General features: G+C 57.7%; 13 protein-coding genes. 8 read left to right on the plus strand and 5 right to left on the minus strand.

The window, feature by feature from the left end; genetic code table 11:
• Window positions 1-160 precede the first annotated feature (160 nt).
• The gene (locus AC5S16_RS00995) at window positions 161-862 is read left to right on the plus strand and encodes a winged helix-turn-helix domain-containing protein (protein ID WP_493928134.1); all 702 of its coding nucleotides are present in this window, start codon (window positions 161-163) and stop codon (window positions 860-862) included.
• On the plus strand, window positions 859-2289 hold the full coding sequence (locus AC5S16_RS01000) for a sensor histidine kinase (protein ID WP_493928135.1): 1431 nt from the start codon (window positions 859-861) through the stop codon (window positions 2287-2289). Before AC5S16_RS00995 ends, AC5S16_RS01000 begins: the two co-directional genes overlap by 4 nt.
• Before the next feature lie 12 nt (window positions 2290-2301).
• Here the strand turns inward: AC5S16_RS01000 and AC5S16_RS01005 are convergent, their stop codons facing one another.
• Both AC5S16_RS01005 and AC5S16_RS01010 read right to left on the minus strand, forming a co-directional pair.
• Window positions 2302-2589 carry a hypothetical protein gene (locus AC5S16_RS01005; RefSeq protein WP_493928136.1) on the minus strand — a complete coding sequence of 96 codons (288 nt, stop codon included), beginning with the start codon at window positions 2587-2589 and terminating at the stop codon, window positions 2302-2304.
• 125 nt (window positions 2590-2714) lie between these two features.
• Window positions 2715-2924 carry a hypothetical protein gene (locus AC5S16_RS01010; protein WP_493928137.1) on the minus strand — a complete coding sequence of 70 codons (210 nt, stop codon included), beginning with the start codon at window positions 2922-2924 and terminating at the stop codon, window positions 2715-2717.
• Between the two features lie 167 nt (window positions 2925-3091).
• On the opposite strand from AC5S16_RS01010, the gene pstS reads away from it, so the two are divergent.
• The 5 genes from pstS to phoU all read left to right on the plus strand — a co-directional run bounded on the left by pstS (window position 3092) and on the right by phoU (window position 7724).
• Window positions 3092-4099, plus strand: coding sequence for a phosphate ABC transporter substrate-binding protein PstS (pstS, locus tag AC5S16_RS01015; protein WP_493928138.1), 1008 nt, complete (start codon window positions 3092-3094; stop codon window positions 4097-4099).
• Window positions 4100-4363: 264 nt separating this feature from the next.
• The gene (gene pstC, locus AC5S16_RS01020) at window positions 4364-5389 is read left to right on the plus strand and encodes a phosphate ABC transporter permease subunit PstC (RefSeq protein ID WP_493928139.1); all 1026 of its coding nucleotides are present in this window, start codon (window positions 4364-4366) and stop codon (window positions 5387-5389) included.
• 23 nt (window positions 5390-5412) lie between these two features.
• Window positions 5413-6288 carry a phosphate ABC transporter permease PstA gene (gene pstA / locus AC5S16_RS01025; protein ID WP_493928140.1) on the plus strand — a complete coding sequence of 292 codons (876 nt, stop codon included), beginning with the start codon at window positions 5413-5415 and terminating at the stop codon, window positions 6286-6288.
• Window positions 6289-7047 (plus strand): phosphate ABC transporter ATP-binding protein PstB, encoded by a 759-nt coding sequence (gene pstB, locus AC5S16_RS01030; protein WP_493928141.1) that lies wholly within the window; start codon window positions 6289-6291, stop codon window positions 7045-7047. It begins immediately after the preceding gene.
• A complete protein-coding gene (phoU, locus tag AC5S16_RS01035; protein ID WP_493928636.1) occupies window positions 7047-7724 on the plus strand; it encodes a phosphate signaling complex protein PhoU in 678 nt (225 codons plus the stop codon). The genes pstB and phoU overlap by 1 nt, the downstream gene beginning before the upstream one ends.
• A gap of 64 nt (window positions 7725-7788) precedes the next feature.
• On the opposite strand, the gene AC5S16_RS01040 is transcribed toward phoU, so the two are convergent.
• Entirely contained in the window at window positions 7789-8244 is a 456-nt protein-coding gene (locus AC5S16_RS01040; protein WP_493928142.1) for an NUDIX hydrolase, read from the minus strand.
• A 75-nt stretch (window positions 8245-8319) separates the two neighbouring features.
• On the opposite strand from AC5S16_RS01040, the gene AC5S16_RS01045 reads away from it, so the two are divergent.
• Complete coding sequence (locus tag AC5S16_RS01045) at window positions 8320-9411, plus strand: hypothetical protein (protein WP_493928143.1); 1092 nt, start codon at window positions 8320-8322, stop codon at window positions 9409-9411.
• On the opposite strand, the gene AC5S16_RS01050 is transcribed toward AC5S16_RS01045, so the two are convergent.
• Window positions 9408-12935, minus strand: a complete 3528-nt coding sequence (locus AC5S16_RS01050) for a UvrD-helicase domain-containing protein (RefSeq protein ID WP_493928144.1) — start codon at window positions 12933-12935, stop codon at window positions 9408-9410. The genes AC5S16_RS01045 and AC5S16_RS01050 overlap by 4 nt on opposite strands.
• On the minus strand, window positions 12928-15618 hold the full coding sequence (locus AC5S16_RS01055) for a PD-(D/E)XK nuclease family protein (RefSeq protein ID WP_493928145.1): 2691 nt from the start codon (window positions 15616-15618) through the stop codon (window positions 12928-12930). Before AC5S16_RS01055 ends, AC5S16_RS01050 begins: the two co-directional genes overlap by 8 nt.
• Window positions 15619-15684 lie beyond the last annotated feature (66 nt).

The raw sequence follows: 15684 nt of genomic DNA on the forward strand, positions 1-15684 counted from the left end.
ACCCCTTACCCTGAGCTCTGTGCTCTGTTGCCCTGAGCTTTGAGCTCTGACCTTTTTAACAGAACGTTTGCATTCTCTTTGCCGTCCTGGAGTAGCCTGAAGGAGGAATATCCCCAGCGCCTTGTTGCAGACAGGGCACTACGCGAGGTTGAAAACAAGCGTGAGTCAGACCGTATTTGTATTAGAGGATGACGCAGACATTTCACGATTAGTGCAGCATCACCTGGAAGCCGCCGGATTCGGCGCCCGGGTTTATGCGAACCCTACCAACGTCATCGCCGATGCTGAACGCCAGCCGCCCTCGCTCTTCCTGCTCGACATCATGGTTCCCGGCGGAGACGGGCTCGACGTGTGCCGCCGCCTGCGCGCTCATGCCGCGCTGAGCACGGTTCCCATCATCTTTCTTACTGCCCGCGCTTCGGAAAATGACCGCGTTCTAGGCCTTGAGCTTGGCGCCGACGACTACATCACCAAGCCCTTTGCGCCCCGCGAGCTCCTTGCCCGCGTCAAAGCCGTACTGCGCCGCTTCGAGCGGCCGTCGACGCCGTCCGTCATTACCTTTGAAGACATCGTTATCGATGCTGGAGCCATGCAGCTCAAGGTCCGCGACGAGCTTACCACCACCACCGCGACAGAGTTCCGTCTGCTCGACTACCTGGCCCGTCATCCCGGGCGGGTCTTCAGCCGCGACCATCTACTTGATGCCGTCTGGGGTGACGCCCGCTTCGTGACGCCGCGCTCCGTGGATGTGTATGTGCGCCGTATCCGTGAGAAAATCGAGGCTGATCCGGAAAATCCGCGCTTTCTAAAGACTGTGCGCGGCGCCGGATATCGCTTTGAGATTCCGCGGCCGGTGCAATGACGGGCAGAGTATTCACCAAACTGCTTCTGTCTTTCGTTCTGGTGCTGTTGGCCGGAACGTTCATCCTCGACCTCTCCCTGCGTCCTCTTCTCGAACGCGCGGTCAGTGAACAGCCCAACGCAACACGCGACCTGATTCTGGCTTCCGTCCTCGCGCTGGTCGCGGCCACGCTGCTGGCCGCATTTTTCACGCGACGCATCGCGAAGCGCCTGGACCGCATTGTTCTCTTCGCCAACCGCATTGCAGCGGGCGATCTTTCAGCGCGTTTGCAGGAAGACGATCTCGACGAACTCTCTGAGGTAGCCCGCGCACTCGACGTCACCGCAAGCCGCCTCGAGCAGAGCTTCCACGCCCTTGAGGCCAGCCGCCGCGAACTCACCACGCTGCTCGACAGCATGCAGGAGGCCGTCGTTGCCGTCAACGCGCAGAGCCAGGTCATCTGGTCAAATGCGGTCATGCAGCGCATCTGTTCAAGCGCTGTGCGCGAAGGCCGCCCGTTAGTCGAGCTGCTGCGCGATCCTGACGTTCTCGCCTGTGTCGAAGGCGCGCTCAAGCAGCGTCAGATCCTTACCGGCAAAGCTCTGACCGTCGCCCCCGGGAAAATCTTTGAAGTCAACGCGGCCCCCACGCCTGGCGGCGGAGCTGTTGCTGTGCTCCACGATGTTACCAGCGTGGAGCGCGCGGAAAAGACACGCCGCGACTTCATTGCCAACGTCTCGCACGAGCTGCGCACCCCGCTTACTTCCATCTCTGGATATGTCGAGACGCTTCTTGAAGGCGGCGAAGATGTCTCCCCGCAGGCGCGGGAATTTCTCTCGATCATCCTCAAGAATGCTACGCGTATGAACCGCCTGACCGAAGACCTGCTTGCGCTTGCGAGCGTTGAATCCGGCGATTACAAGCTTGCCCTCCAATCCATGCGCGCCTCCGCGCTCGTCGAAGACGCTATCGATTCGCTTACAGGCATGGTGCTCGATTCCGACGTGAGCCTCGAAGCCGCAGAGACCACCGACGCACTCGTTCTTGCCGATGCCGACGCCCTCAATCAGGTTTTCGGCAACCTCATCGAGAACGCCATGAAGTATGGCAAATCGGGGAAGCGAGTGGTGGCAGGCGCTCACCTGCTGAAGGACGAAAAGATGGTCGAATTCTTCGTGCGCGATTTTGGGCCTGGCATTGCCTCTGAGCATCTGGATCGTATCTTCGAGCGCTTCTATCGAGTCGATAAGGCCCGGTCGCGCGAATCTGGCGGCACCGGCCTGGGGCTGGCCATCGTGAAACACATTATTCTGGCCCACGGAGGCACCATCCGCGCTGAAAGCGAGCTTGGCTCGGGTGTTACTTTTCTCTTTACGCTGCCTCTGGCTCCTGAGAAAAAGCCGGTGTCTGCTGAGGCTGTTATGCAGGTAGCAGTAAAGCAAGTTTGAAAAAGAGGATGACTACTTCTGTTGTAGAGGAGGTACTTGTTTGGCTGCCTTGCGAAGAACATCTACATCGTGAAGGTCAATATAACGTCCCGAAGCCAGTTTGTTCTGGATAAGGTGTTTTCGAGAAATGAAATTCACCGGGACACCCTCTTCAAGAGTGCCTTCCGTCCGGTCATTCCACGCTTCATCAAAAGAAACTCCATCGATGACCTGGAGAATGTCGATCCTGTAAGGTTCGACTCCGAGCTGAAAGGCCGTTTTTCCAAGTATCTGGAAGAACGCCACTGAGAGGAGCACCATATGCTGCTAGTACTCGATAGACCGCTTCGCTGTTTTTCTTGCTGGACCGGATAAAAATGTCGAGGTCTTTCGTCGCGCGTGGCTCGGAGTAGACGCCAACAGCATGGCCTCCGACAATCAGATATTCAACCTTGTGAGCGTTGAATGGGAGCAAAAGTTCTTTCAGATCGGCGGGTAGCATCAAAACTCTTTCCGGCCATGGCATAAGCGTCTGCCGTGACCTGGATGATCGCGGCGAACTTCTCGGCAATGGTTCGCGATTGCCAATAGCGATAAGTCTCGGCTTTTTGGGCCCTTGGGTCGGTGATGACGCGAAATGCTCTGGTTATGGCCATGATGCATCCCTACTGAAAGTTTACCTGAAATCAGGTAATTGGAGGCGTTCCGCAAATGCCCGGATGCGACAGGAAATCCTACCCCTTTTTCGACCAATTCACACGTCTGTAAACGATCTGTAACAATTCGTACCCAGAATCAGAAAGTAGTTTCCAAGGGGGAGTTTGTGAAAAAAAGCACGTTTTTTGCTGCTGCACTCGTTGTGTGTTCGGCAGCTGCAGGGTTTGCCCAGAAAATCAATGGTGCCGGAGCAACGTTTCCGAATCCGATCTATTCGAAGTGGTTCAGCGAATACAGTTCCCAGCACCCAGGTGTTCAGATCAACTACCAGCCTATCGGCAGCGGTGGCGGCATCAAGCAGGTCACCTCAGGCACTGTGGATTTCGGCGCCAGCGACGGCCCGATGAGCGACGAGCAGCTCCAGTCTTCGAAGGTCAAGATCATCCATATTCCCACCGTGCTCGGCGCCGTCGTTCCTATCTACAACCTGCCCGGGATAGGCTCCGAGCTCAAGTTTTCGCCTGATGTCCTGGCTGATATTTACCTCGGTAAGATCACCAACTGGAGCGATGCCCGCATCGCGAAGGATAACGCGGGCGTGAAGCTGCCCAACACTGATATTGTTGTCGCCCATCGCTCCGACGGCAGCGGTACCACCTATATCTTTACCGATTATCTCTCGAAGGTCAGCAACGACTGGAAGAACAGCGTCGGCCGCAACACTGCTGTGGCCTGGCCGAAGGGAATCGGCGGCAAGGGCAATGAAGGCGTTGCCGGACTCGTCCGCCAGATGCCCGGCGCCATTGGCTATGTCGAACTGATCTACGCGCTCCAGAACAAGATTCAGTACGGCTACGTCAAGAACGCTTCCGGCAACTGGGTCAAGGCCAGCGTCGAAGGCGTAACGGAGGCTGCGGCCACCGTGAAGCAGATGCCTGCCGATTACCGCGTCTCCATCACCAACGCGCCCGGAAAGGACGCCTACCCTATCGCCAGCTTCACCTGGCTGCTGATCCCCACTCCGGCGCCCAATGCTGAAAATGGCAAGGTCATCAAGGATTTTCTGAACTGGATGCTCGATCATGGCCAGTCCGAAACCAGCTCTCTTTACTACGCTCCGCTGCCGAAGTCCGTGGCCGAGAAGGTCCGCGGCACGATTGCCCAGCTGAAGTAAGGTTATCCACCGGCATCCGGAATAAAGACGCGTCTCAAGGCGCGTCTTTATTCTTTGCCAACTGTTAATGCACGTAAGTGCCTTTTAGCCCTCACAATAAAATCAGGAAGTTGAAGAAGGCCTTAGCACCCTGAGGTATATTTCGCGCAGGTAAGTGCTTCTCCCAGGCCCAGATATTTCCTTATATTTCATAGTGTTTAACACGGCATTCAAGAAAGCCGTTTAGCCTAGAATATGGTGAATCTCAAAGTTCAGGAACCTCGTGTGTCCGGCCCGCCTTTGACCTCAGATTCTGCGGCAAAAAATCCGGCGGCAACGACAGAAAATCCTCCGCCGTCGCAAATTCGCGCCTTCCTGCTGGGCCGGGGAAATTCGTCGGCCGCCGACCACTCCTTCCGCTGGCTGATGCTGATCTGCGCCCTGTGCATTTTTGCCATCGTCGCCCTGATTGCCTGGGAGCTGGCGCGCCAATCCAACCTGGCCTTTTCGAAGTTTGGCCTGGGCTTCTTCTTCAAGCAGGCATGGGATCCTGTCTCCGGAGACTTCGGCGCGTTGCCCTTCGTCTACGGCACGCTGGTTTCCTCGATCGTTGCGCTCATCATCGCTGTGCCGCTCGCTGTCGGCGTTGCCGTCTTCCTCACCGAGATGTGCCCGAAAGTACTGCGCGCGCCGCTTGCCTTCCTCACTGAGCTGCTCGCTGCGATTCCCAGCGTAGTTTACGGCGTCTGGGGCTTCTTCGTTCTCGTTCCCATTCTTCGCGAGCATGTAAATCCGCTGCTGATGAAGCTGCTTGGCTGGACAGGATTCTTTGCCGGTCCGAACTTCGGCGTGGGTATCCTTGCCGCCGGCATCATTTTGTCGATCATGATCCTGCCCATCATCTCTTCGCTCACACGCGAAGTCATGACTGCTGTCCCCAATGCACAGCGCGAAGCTGTGCTGGCGCTCGGCGCCACTCGCTGGGAGATGATCCGCATGGGCGTGCTGCGCAATGCGCGCATCGGAATTGTCGGATCGATCATTCTCGGCCTGGGCCGCGCTCTCGGCGAAACCATCGCCGTCACCATGGTCATCGGCAACAGTCCCGTCATGAACAAGTCGCTTCTGGGGCTTGGCTACAGCATGGCCAGCGTCATTGCCAATGAGTTCAGCGAGGCAACGGACGACTTGTACCGCAGCGCGCTCATCGAGATCGGCCTGGCGCTCCTGATCGTCACCATCATTGTCAATGCCATCGCGCGCCTGCTGGTATGGGCAGTTACGCGCGGCGCGCCGTCGCAGGCTGCCTGAGCGCACAGAACGGACAAACCATCATGGCCTCATTACAAAAGACCAGCAAAGCGAATCATACCTGGCGCATGTTTGCCGACCACGCGGCTACGGGCATGGCTGTTGCGAGCACCATCATTGTCGTCGCGCCGCTGGTTGCCATCTTTCTCTACCTGATATACATGGGCGCCAGTTCGCTCAACCTGGCTTTCTTTACCAAGAATCCTGTACCTGTCGGGGAACTGGGCGGAGGCATGGCCAACTCGATTGTCGGGTCGGCCGTGCTGCTTGCTCTCAGCAGTCTTCTTGGCGTTCCTATCGGCATCGGCGCGGGCATCTATCTTTCGGAGTTCGGTCGCGGCAGCCGGCTGGCCAACCTGGTGCGCTTTACTGCGGATGTACTCAGTGGAGTGCCTTCCATTGTCATGGGCCTGGCTGCATATGCGCTGGTTGTTGTTCCGCAAAAAGGTTTCTCGGCGATCGCTGGTGGAGTGGCTCTCGGGATCATGATGATCCCTACCATCACACGCACCACGGAAGAGATGCTCGTAATGGTGCCCAATCCGATTCGCGAAGCCGCGCTTGGCCTCGGCGTGCCCAACTGGCGCTCCGTGCTCGCCATCACGCTCAAGACAGCATTGCCTGGTGTTATCACCGGATGCATGCTCGCCTTTGCCCGCGTCGCCGGAGAAACGGCTCCTCTCCTCTTTACCGCGTTCGGCAATGAGTTCTGGAGCGCCTCCGTCAACCAGCCGATCGATGCCTTGCCGCTCCGGATTTACAAGTATGCTCTCTCGCCGTATGACGAGTGGCATCGTCTTGCCTGGGCGGGAGCTCTGGTTCTCATTGTTTTAATTGTTGTGTCCGTTGCATTGGTGCGTTACGTTACCACGCGCGGTGTTTTGAAGGGAGCAAATTAAGTGAGTGTCGGAATTGAAGTTTCACAGTTCAATGCGTGGTATGGCGCAAATCATGCGCTGCACGACATCAACCTGCATATTCCGGCAAACCAGGCTACTGCGCTTATCGGTCCCTCCGGTTGCGGCAAGTCCACTTTCGTGCGCTGCATCAACCGCATGCACGAGACAAATCCCATCGGCAGAACCGCCGGCACCATCCGCATTGGCGACCTTGACATATATAACGATGTCTCACCCGTAGAAGTCCGCCGCCGCATCGGCATGGTCTTCCAGCGCCCCAATCCTTTTCCGACCATGTCTATTTACGACAACGTCGCCGCCGGCCTGCGCCTCAACGGCTTCCGCAATCGCCGCGTACTGGATGAGGTCGTCGAGCGTTCGCTGAAGGGCGCTGCTTTGTGGGACGAAGTCAAGGACGACCTGAAGAAGAAGTCCGGCGCCAGCCTTTCCGGCGGACAACAGCAGCGTCTCTGCATCGCCCGCGCTCTTGCCGTCGATCCCGAAGTGCTGCTTATGGACGAGCCTGCCTCGGCGCTCGATCCCGTCTCCACCTCGAAGATTGAAGACCTCATCTTTCAGCTCAAATCGCAGTACACCATCGTTATCGTCACCCACAATATGCAGCAGGCCGCGCGCGTTGCCGAGCGCACAGGGTTCTTCCTGAACGGCAAACTTGTCGAATTTGATACGACTCATAAAATTTTCACAAATCCAGGCGACAAGAGGACGGAAGATTACATCACAGGCAGGTTTGGATGATGCGCCTTCGTTTTCACAAAAGCCTTGATGATCTCAAAGAGAAACTGCTCGTGGTTGCGGGAATGGCGGAACAGTCTATTCACCGCGCCGTAGAAGCCTATCGTACCCGCGACATCTCCATTTGTGACCTGGTTGACCGCAGCGAACTCGCTATCAACCGCCTCGAGCGCGAGATCGACCAGATGGCTCTCGATCTCCTCGCCATGGAACAACCCATGGCCATCGATCTCCGCTTCATCCTCGCTGTCATCAAAATTAACGCCGATGTCGAACGCGTGGGCGACTCAGCCGTCAACATCACCGAGCGCGTGCGCGATCTCGAAGCCTATCCGGTAGTTGACCTCCCCATTGATATCCCCCGTATGGCGAATCTTGCCGTCGCCATGGTGCGCAAGGCGCTGCACGCCTTCATCGAAGCTGATGCAAAAATGGCGCAATCCGTTCTCTCCATGGACGACAGCGTCGACAAGTTGAACGAAACCATCCACTACGCGCTGTTGAACGTGATGCGCGAGCAGCCGCAGTACACGCCCCAGGCACTCAATGCGCTGGTGATTGCCCGCAGCCTGGAACGCGTTGCTGATCACGCCACCAACATCGCCGAAGATGTCATCTTTTGGGTGCAGGGCTATGACGTTCGCCACCAGATGAGCATAGGCGACGGCACCCGCGGTTAATCGTCGCGAAAGCAATGATCATCTTTTGCATCGGTAGATAAAGCAAAGATCAGAAGGAACTTGTCTAAACAACCTCCGACAGTTTCTCCAGAAACACCCTCTGCCTGCTCAAAATCTTCTCTCCGGCCTCCTCAAGTGAGAACCACCCCCAGCGATCCACCTCAGGAAACTCCGCCATCTTCCCCGACCTGGGAGGCCATTCCATCTGAAATGTATTGCTCTTCATCCGCGAAGGATCGCAATCTCCCTCAACCGCCCACACACTCACCAGCTTTCCGCCAGCCTGCTTCACATCGCCGAGTGAAACAAAATCCCCGTCGACTGTAACTCCGGTCTCTTCCTCAAACTCACGCTTCGCGACAGTCAAAGGTTCTTCGTTGTCCAAGTATTCACCCTTGGGAACAGACCACGCTCCCAGGTCCTTTCTAGCCCAGAAAGGACCTCCAAAATGCACGAGAAAAACTTCCAGCCCGCCATTACGACGGCGATACATCAAAACCCCGGCGCTCCGCTTCGGCATATCAGATATTTTGTCATCCCGAGAGAATCGGGGCGTAGACACGACAACTAAATCCAGGCGATACAATTGTTTCTCGTGGCAAACGACGAAATCCTTCAGGGCTCCGTCCGCGTCCTCATCCAGTTCGATGTCTGCGAAGAAATCCGCCTCGACAAGCTGAGGCAGATCTTCAGCGCGCAGACCGTGCAAAGGCCGCCGCTGAAGCACGCGCTGCCTAATTACATCCGCTATGAACGCCCGCCCGTCGTCGAATCCGCCGAGAGCCTCACCCTCGAAACCGGAGAGCGTCTGCATGGGCAGATCAAGTATTACGACTACGGTGTCGTCAGCGTGATTTTCGAGCTGCCTTTTACCGGAAACTGGCAGAAACTTGTCCAACTCTCCAGCCGTTGGGTGTGGGACGTCGATTTTTCTGCGCATGCCCTTAGCATCGCACGCAGGCGCCTCGATCAGGCCGCAGCTGCGCTGATCAAGCCCTATAAGAACTGGCTCAACGAAGACTACTTCATTTTTCATGTCCACGAATTGCCCGGAACGCCAACTGCAGCCATGCTGCTCGCACAGCACGGAAAGGAAATCTCGCAGATTGTGCGCGGCGACACGACAGAACTATCTTCCAGCGAACGCCAGGAAGTCCTGCAGTCCGGCATCTCTTACTCCGTCTGCGACCTTGCTGTTATCGGCTGGAACGCTGCCTTTCTCTATGACACGCCTGCCGGAGCCGAGAGCGCCATCCAGCTGCTCGAATATGCGAATTCACAGCTTCTAGAATTCCGCCACTACGATGACCTGCTTACTACCGAACTCGAAGGCGTCTACAACTCGCTCGACAAAGGCACAGGACTCTTTGCGCGCTGGCGACTGGCGCGCGACGCCACAAAGCTAAACACTGTTCTGCTTGAAGTTACCGAGCTGACCGAGCACGCCGACAATGCCATCAAGTTCCTGAGCGATATGTTCTCTGCGCGCCTCTACAAGCTGGCTGCGGCCAAAGTAGGAGTGCCCGACTATAAGGACCTCGTCACCAACAAGGTCCAGACCGCCCGCGAGCTCTACCACTTTATGGTCGACCAGTTCAACCAGAGCCGCGCCTTCTTTCTGGAGCTGACGGTCGTCATCATTCTTATCATCGAGCTCTTTTATCTGTTCCGCGGTCATCCGTTTTAGGCTTGCCAATACTCCAGCTTTCTTATCCTCGGAAAGTAAAGCGCAAATCGCAACGATATGTTCTCGCCGTGAATCTTCCGGAGCGCTCGTCCGTAGAGCGCAAGCTGAGGCTCGTACTGTTCCCGCTGTGCAGCAAGAAACCCAGCCACATCCGCGCCGGAATACTGCGTCGTCTTGTAGTCCACCACCCAGATATGACTTGTTCCTGAAGACAGCGGCTCACCGCCGGCGCGGAAAATGCGGTCTGCGCGCAGCGTACGCAGTGTTCCATCCATCCATCCTGTCCACGAAGCCTCCGACTGCGCTTCTGGATGCTCCGCCAGCAGCCAGCGGCCATAAGGATCGGCAGCCGCAGCTTCGACAGCCTCCACAATCTCCGCCTGCGTGCGCGCAGACGGAGATGAAGGCAGAGCTGCTGCGCGCAGCATCGCTGTCGCTTGCGTCTCAAGCCAGGGGCGTAGCTTGTCATCTGACTGCGGCCGCCGGCTCAATCGCTCCAGCAACGCATGGATTATGCTGCCCGTCAACCGTTGCAGTCGCGAACCCTCCGGCCTTTCAAAAGGCTCGCGCTCGACGTTTATAGGAGTCGCAAATGTGCCAGTGACAGTTACATTTGTCTCCACATCCGGCCACGCTATATCCAGAGGCAGCCGGTGCAGCATCAGAAAAGGATGTACAGGAGCCGCGACCGCTGCAATATCCACGACTCCGGGCTGCGGAGCAGGGAAGGGAATCACATTCTGCCTGTTCTTTTCCTCGTACACCGAAACAAATTCATCTTTCACCGCAGGCCATGCTGAATTCAGAAGGCTATCCGTTGTGCCTGCCAGAAGGTCACCACTATTTGTCACCGTGGCAGTTCCAAATAGGTGGAGCTCGCGCCTCGCACGTGTGCAGGCAACGTAGAAGATGCGCTTCCGCTCCTCGACATCGCGTATCTGACGCTGCTTCTGCACCCAGCGATACAGCGGATGCGTGTCGCTGCCCTTGCTGTCGATCGGGGCCACTAACAGCTCGTCCTCATCCGCATCATCAAGACGCGCGCGTTGCAGCATGCTGATCAGCGGTTTCGGATCACGCCCCGTATTGCGCTCGAGCCCGGGCACGATAACCGCATCAAAACCCAGGCCCTTGGCTTTGTGGATGGTCATCAGCTGCACACCAAAGCGTTCGCTCGCGCGCGGGTCGGGCTGAGCAAAGAGACGTTCCAACTGCTGATCCATCTCAATGCCGTCAGGAGATAGACTATCCAGCATGGAGAAGAAGACGCGTGCATTCTCACGCTCTGTCTCATCGAGGTATAGCGGGCCTCCCAGCGAGTGCCATGTCCGCTCGATCCACGTAGAGAACGCCTGTCCCTGCTGATATTGAATTTCAAGTGCGCGTTGAAGGATGGCGGAAACGCGCTTCAGCCGCTGCTGCCCGTCATTGGTCAGCAGTTTCGATCTTTCGCTGACTAACTGCAACACGGGCCGGCGCGCAAAGCGCTTCTCATCCTCGCCGCAGAGAACATGCAGGTCATCGAGCATCAGCCCGCACCACGGAGCACGCAGGACAGAGAGCCAAGCCACGCGATCCATCGGATGCAGCAGTGCGCGCGTCAGCGACACAAGGTCGCGGACCTCCTGCCGCTCGCCCAGGGTCTCCAGCTCAACCGAGCGATAGGGAATATGATTTTCACGCAGCTTCTGCGCAATCAGGGTCATGTGCTGTCGCGCCCGTGCCAGTACTGCGACCGTGAACGAATCATCAGGATTTGTCTCTGCCTGCTGGATGCGCGGCATGTATGTCCCGATAAGTTCCAACACCTCTTCGGATTCATGATTGCGTGCCTGCTCGGCGGTCTCCGGGTCGCCCTTGGGAACGAAGCGCGGATGCAGTACTACTGTATCGCCAGCATATGCAGGAGCAACTGCTTCAGAGGGCGAGAATGAAACCGCGGCTGCTCCGGGAATACGCGCAGTTCCAAAAATCGTATCGAAGTAGGCGTTCAGCTTTTCCGTCAATCCTGCATGGGAGCGGAAGTTTGCTGTGAGTTGCAGCGGTCTACATTCGTGCACCTGGCCATCAGAAACAATGCCATGCCGCTGCACCTGCTCGAACAATTCGACCTCAGCCTGCCGGAACATATAGATCGACTGCATCGGGTCGCCAACCAGAAAGCAGGTTCGGTGCTCATCGGTGCCCCACGCGCGCAGCAGCATTTCTACAAGCTTTAATTGGCGGCGCGACGTGTCCTGGAATTCATCCACCAAAAGGTGTCGCACGCGTTCGCCGAAGCGCAGAGCGCTTTCACTCGGATGATCGCTGTCGAGCACTTGTGAAGCGGCAATGCCCAGCTCGACAAAATCAATCATGTTCTGCTCTGCGAAGAGAACACGCAGCTCAGCAACCGCATAACGCAGGACTACGAACAAATCGTGCAGAATGCTCCACTGATCTTCGTTGTAGCGCGATGGCGGCAGCTTGCGGATGCTCGCAAGCGCTTCGAGCAAGCCATCCATTTTCGAAAGCCGCCCGATCAGCGACATCATGCGGTCTTTGTGCTGCTGCTCCGGCGAATCTTTCGTGCGGCTCTTTGCAGCAGGGAAGCCATCCTTGACTGTCACCTGTTTGCGCCACGCATCGCTGTTTTTCGTCAGCAGCAATTTGCAGAAGCAGAGCCACTGGTCGAGATACTTCTCCGTGGGCTCAGGCAGCGAACGCATATGAGCAACCGGTCCCAGATCGAGTTCATTCGGATTGCTCGCTGCATAGTTTGCGAGCTCGATCAGCTCTTTGCCGAGAGCCGGTATGGCCGTGAGTGTCTGATGGACGTCCTTGAGCGCTCGGCGGACTGCATTGCGGAAAGGTTCCTCCAATTGAAGCCGGATGTTATCCCAGTCTTCGCCCGACAGCTCGCGGCTCAGCGGAAGCACATGCAGCCACTGATCGCGCGCGGCGAGCATCGAGGCAATCAGCGCCTGAGCGTCGGGAAGGTTGTTGTCGCGCAGCGCGAGCAGGTGCATCAGCGCCGCATGGATCTCGTGTTTCCCGCCGAGATTTGCGAGCGTGAGCCTCGCTGCCTCATCGTAGAGCGCACGCGCATCCTCCTGCGGCGTCAGGTGCCCGCCCATGCGTGCCAGCAGCGGCTGTTCGTGCGCGATACGCATGCACAGCGAATCGATGGTCTGGATATTCAGGCGCTGCGGCTGCTCGAGCAGCTTCCATCCCCTGGTTTCGGAATGGGCAAGAGCCGCGCGCGCGGCAGCGAGCGCTACGTCGCCTTTTGTATGTGGTTTGTTGCGCGCAGACTCAAGCTGCTTCAGGATGCGTGAACGCATTTCCGCCGTAGCCGCGCGCGTGAAGGTGATGGCCAGAATCTGCTCCGGCTCGTCCACCTCGGAAAGCAATTTAAGAAAACGCTGCGTCAACAGTTCCGTTTTGCCAGAGCCCGCAGGCGCCTGAACAATGCAGGAGATGCGGGTGTTCAGCGCTTCCTTGCGCTGTGCTTCATCTGGAGCCACAACGCGCAGTTCAGTCATTGCCCGCTTCTTCTCCATCCGCAGCGATCTCTGCCTCGGCTATGCGGCACAGTCCCGGAAGCGCGCAGAACTTGCACGTCTTCAATCCTTCTTTCGGGTCGACTGACGCCTCGCCGCGCAGAAACTCTTCTGCCAGCCCGAGCAGCGCACGCTGCCAGCCTTCGCGCATGCTGTCGCCATAAGGCTCGTTGACCAGCGCGCTGCTTGGCGTGAGGCCGGCCTTGAATTGTTCTTTCGCATGAGCTACGCGGCCAATGAAGTCTGTCTCGCCGGCGCGAATCTGGGCAAAAAGCAGGCCGTTAACTTGTTCGACATTTCCGTAGACCGCGTAAAGCGGCAGCTGCGGCTCACTCGGCCGCTCGCCCTGCCAGTCCGCCGTCGATACCTTGCCTGTCTTGTAGTCGATGAGCAGATGGTTGCCGTCAGCCAATCGATCGATGCGGTCGGCGCGCAGATTCAGCTTCAGACCACCCACGTTTACATCTTCGAGCTTCTTCTCGCGCGCTTCCACAGTGAACGGCTCGCGCTCTGCTTCGCACTGCATCCATTCGCGCAGGCGGACGAGCAGGCGCTTCTGCTCGGATTCGAGATATGCACGCATCCATGCATCGGCGGAGTGCTCCTCGATTCGCTGCGCAAAGACCTGTCCGATATGAAAAGACAAAACATCGTCCAGGCTGTTCGCTGCGATTACCTTTTTCAAATCCTCAAGCGTGACCATACGGAACGCTTCCGGGGTTTCCGGCGACCAGATGCGCTCCAGAATCTCATGCATGATGCTGCCGCGCTCCATCGCGCTCAGGCCCCACTCCGTCCGGTTCAACGGACGCGCCGCCAGCCGCCGCGTAGCAAACGCCTGGAAGGGGCATGCTGCCTGCTCCTTGAGGATGCTTGCACCACCGGCGACGCGCTCCGCGGGCCATGGAGCGGCTTCTGAAGATCTGACGATCGTATCCAGCAGGAGGCGATTTTTTATCGGCTTGCTGATCGCCAGCCGATTGCGAAGGTCATGCGTGGTGATCGGCACGTGTCCCGTGCCAAAGACTGCCGTAAGCAATGGCGATGCCCGCAACTCGCCTTCCTTGTTCTGCCGCGCGTGGCTGAAGACAATCTCAGGCGCGCTGGCTGCGATGCGCTTCGTCGCTGCCAATGCAAGCTCGGTGTCAGCCTGAGTGCTTGAGTGCGGCAGCTTTGCCCTGTGCTGCAAAAAAGGCGGCAGAAGCGGATGCGGTCTGCCTGACTGAGGCCATTGCGCATCGTCTGCGTCCAGAAACCACAAGGCATCGAAGGTCTGCCCAGATGATTCAAGTGCTCCGAGTATCTGGATAGGAGCATGATGCGATTCGGGAGTAAAAATCGTATCGGCGGCGTGTCGGTCGAGCGTCTGAAGAAAACTTCTAAAGCCAATAGCGCGCCCGGAAAAATCGAGCAGCGCAATTTCATCCAGCAGCTTCTGCCAGCGCATCTGCGCCTGGAACTGCACGCTGTCCACGGGACGATAACCGGGCCAGCGGCTTTCCTTCAACAGTTGCTCCGCCAGCTCGCACCACTCGATGTAGGTCTTCTTCTCATCCGGAACTTTGCGCAGTAGGCGCTGTGCCCGTTCTCTGAAGGCATTTGGCTTTGTTCTCTGGATGAATGCTTCAAGCGAAGTCTCAGGAGAAAGCGAACCCGAATCCCGGAGCCTGCAGTCGAGATCGGCAAGGGTGAGAGTTTCCGTTGAATCAGTTGAAAAAAATCCTGAAAGCAGCAGCCAAGTCATCGACTCTTCCGGAAGCGGATCGATTGTCCAACGCAGCATGAGCAACGCAGCGCGCACAACGGGAACTCCAGCGAGCGGAACGCCTAGTGAAAACTCAAACGGCGCAGCAATCGCTTCGGCAGTTACATCGAGCGACTGCGGCATCAGGACTTCGCGGAAAACGCGCTCCGCCTCTGTTCGGATGCTGCTGATATCCGGGGCAATCACACCGATGCGCTTTGCCGGATCAGCTTCAAGCAGCTTTCTCGCCCACTGCGCGCAGGCAAAGAGCTCGTCGCGAGCATCATCGGCCACAGCCAGCGTCTGCTCCACCTGCCCCGGCTGCGCCATCTCGGCGTCTTCTGTTGTCGATCCCGCACTGCGCAGCGCTTCGAGTAATCGCTCCTGCACCGGAGTCGTCCGGTCAAAGCCCACCAGCAGCAGGTTTGCCGGAGGCACAAGCGCGCCTGCTCTCACTGCTGCGCAGAGCCTGTCTTCGAGATCGCTGCGGCTCATCCAGCGATTGCCGCTGCACAGCCGGTCGAAGGACTGGGCCCACTTGCGAAAACATTCCGCATCAGGCTCCGCCCATGACGATCGGCGCGCATCATGCAGCCGGTATTCGCTCAGCAACGCATAAGCGCTCTGCGCGAGCGATGCCATGCCGTCGGGCGAGACCACCAGCTCAGCGTCAGCCTGCTCGACCTGCCTCCACAGAGAGCGCTCCTGCAGCGGCGTGAGCAGCAGAGGAAGGCTTGGATCAACAAATCCCAGCTCCCGCCATAGGCTCCTTAACCATGTGTCCCAGTCAAAGATTGGCGGTGAGGCCCACATCTCGCGTCCGCTCGCGCGTTGCTGCTCCGCATACAGGAAGCGCAGAGACCGTGCGGCGCGCGCATTTGCCGTGACAACCATAGCGCCGTCGTGAAGGGCATCGTGCACTCTTTCTGCCAGAGTTTGCGGAGTCTCAGAGTCAAAGAGTGGGAGCACATAAAGAGTGTAAACTGA

Source organism: Acidobacterium sp. FHG110202_01, from assembly GCF_059115305.1.

Bases quoted from the DNA above. Each gene is read 5' to 3' on its own strand.
- AC5S16_RS01050 (WP_493928144.1), bottom strand. From the start codon at position 12,935: ATGACTGAACTGCGCGTTGTGGCTCCAGATGAAGCACAGCGCAAGGAA.
- phoU (WP_493928636.1), top strand. From the start codon at position 7,047: ATGCGCCTTCGTTTTCACAAAAGCCTTGATGATCTCAAAGAGAAACTG.
- AC5S16_RS01005 (WP_493928136.1), bottom strand. From the start codon at position 2,589: ATGGTGCTCCTCTCAGTGGCGTTCTTCCAGATACTTGGAAAAACGGCC.
- AC5S16_RS01010 (WP_493928137.1), bottom strand. From the start codon at position 2,924: ATGGCCATAACCAGAGCATTTCGCGTCATCACCGACCCAAGGGCCCAA.
- AC5S16_RS01040 (WP_493928142.1), bottom strand. From the start codon at position 8,244: ATGCCGAAGCGGAGCGCCGGGGTTTTGATGTATCGCCGTCGTAATGGC.
- pstA (WP_493928140.1), top strand. From the start codon at position 5,413: ATGGCCTCATTACAAAAGACCAGCAAAGCGAATCATACCTGGCGCATG.
- AC5S16_RS01000 (WP_493928135.1), top strand. From the start codon at position 859: ATGACGGGCAGAGTATTCACCAAACTGCTTCTGTCTTTCGTTCTGGTG.